The organism is Sphingobium sp. MK2, assembly GCF_040170545.1.
Classification (GTDB): domain Bacteria; phylum Pseudomonadota; class Alphaproteobacteria; order Sphingomonadales; family Sphingomonadaceae; genus Sphingobium.
On the sequence record NZ_JAZDXA010000098.1, the window covers coordinates 1 to 1,439 of the forward strand.

The window sequence follows — 1,439 nt, forward strand, 5'->3', positions numbered from 1 at the left end:
CTAGCACTACTTTGGCAGAAGTGTAATTTTTGGGATTCCCCTTCGGAGGAATGCGTGATTCATAGGGAGCCAGCTTTTGTGGAGGCTGGCGATGGAAGAGGATTGGCGGCGGGACCTCGAACAGTGGCTTGAGCCGTATTTGCAGGCTCTGGCCAACAAGACGCGGCGGCGGATGTGTCCGGCTTATATCGCCGGATTGATAGGCCCGGGCGATCGCAAGAGTATCCAGCCGATGGCAGCACGCATCGACGCGCTCAGCTATGACCGGCTACACCATTTCGTCGGAGCAGGGATCTGGGACAGCGCGCCGCTGGAGGCGACGTTGTGGCGACAGGCTGATGAGCTGGTCGGCGGCGACAAGGCCTGGCTTATCATCGACGACACAGCGCTACCCAAGAAGGGCAAGGCCTCGGTCGGTGTCGCGCCGCAATACGCCACGGTGTTGGGCAAGAACGCCAACTGCCAGACCTTGGTATCGGTGACGTTGGCCTCGGGAGAAGTTCCGGTCATGCTGGGTTTGCGGCTGTTCCTGCCGGAAAGCTGGACCAGCGACACTGCACGGATGGCCAAGGCGGCTGTGCCCGAAGCATTTCGGGCCTATCGCACAAAGCCTGACATCGCGATTGAGGAGATCGACCGCATCATCGCTGCCGGCGTGCGCTTTGGCTGCGTCCTGGCCGATGCCGGTTATGGCCTGTCCGCACCGTTCCGGCAGGCGCTCAGCGCACGGGGCCTCTGCTGGGCGGTCGGCATCCCCCGCCACCAGAAGGTCTATCCCTCAGACGTGCAGTTGATCTTCCCGGTGGCGGGACGTGGACGACCGCGTGTCCGGCACGTACCCGACGTCAAATCCCTGGCCGCCCATACCATGCTGGAGGAGGCGAAGTGGCGGAAGATCAGTTGGCGCCGCGGAACCAAAGGCCGTCTGAGCGCCCGCTTCGCTGTCATGCGCGTGCGGATCGCTGATGGCGCGCCACAGCGGATCGGTGCTGCTGGCGCACAGCACATGCCAGGCGAAGAGGCTTGGCTGGTGGGCGAGCATCGCTCCAGCGGCGAGCGAAAATACTATCTTTCCAACCTTCCCGCCGACACGCCAGCCAAAGATGTCGCCGGCGCCATCAAGGCGCGCTGGGTCTGCGAACAGGCGCATCAGCAACTCAAGGAAGAACTTGGTCTCGACCATTTCGAGGGCCGCTCGTGGACCGGGCTGCATCGCCATGCGCTCATGACAATGATCGCCTATGCCTTCCTGCAAACACGAAGGCTCGCTCAGACGGGGCGGAAAAAAAAGAGTCTCCGGTCCGCCCCCTCAGCCGAGCCTACCGGCTGTACGCCAAGCTATCCTTGACCGCTTATCGCGCGCGCCGCCGCGCCATTGCCCTCATTGCGGAGGATGCCTGGCAACTGCACATCCTGCAATTCTGCCAAAGTAGTGCTAG

1 protein-coding gene is annotated in these 1,439 nt (G+C 62.6%); it reads left to right on the top strand.

All coding sequences use genetic code 11. From position 1 onward, the window contains the following. Positions 1-91 precede the first annotated feature (91 nt). Entirely contained in the window at positions 92-1,348 is a 1,257-nt protein-coding gene (locus tag V2I08_RS20415; protein ID WP_021243113.1) for an IS701 family transposase, read from the top strand. The last annotated feature ends 91 nt before the right edge of the window (positions 1,349-1,439 follow it).

Coding starts and splice junctions, on each gene's coding strand:
- V2I08_RS20415 (WP_021243113.1), top strand. CDS start 92: ATGGAAGAGGATTGGCGGCGGGACCTCGAACAGTGGCTTGAGCCGTAT.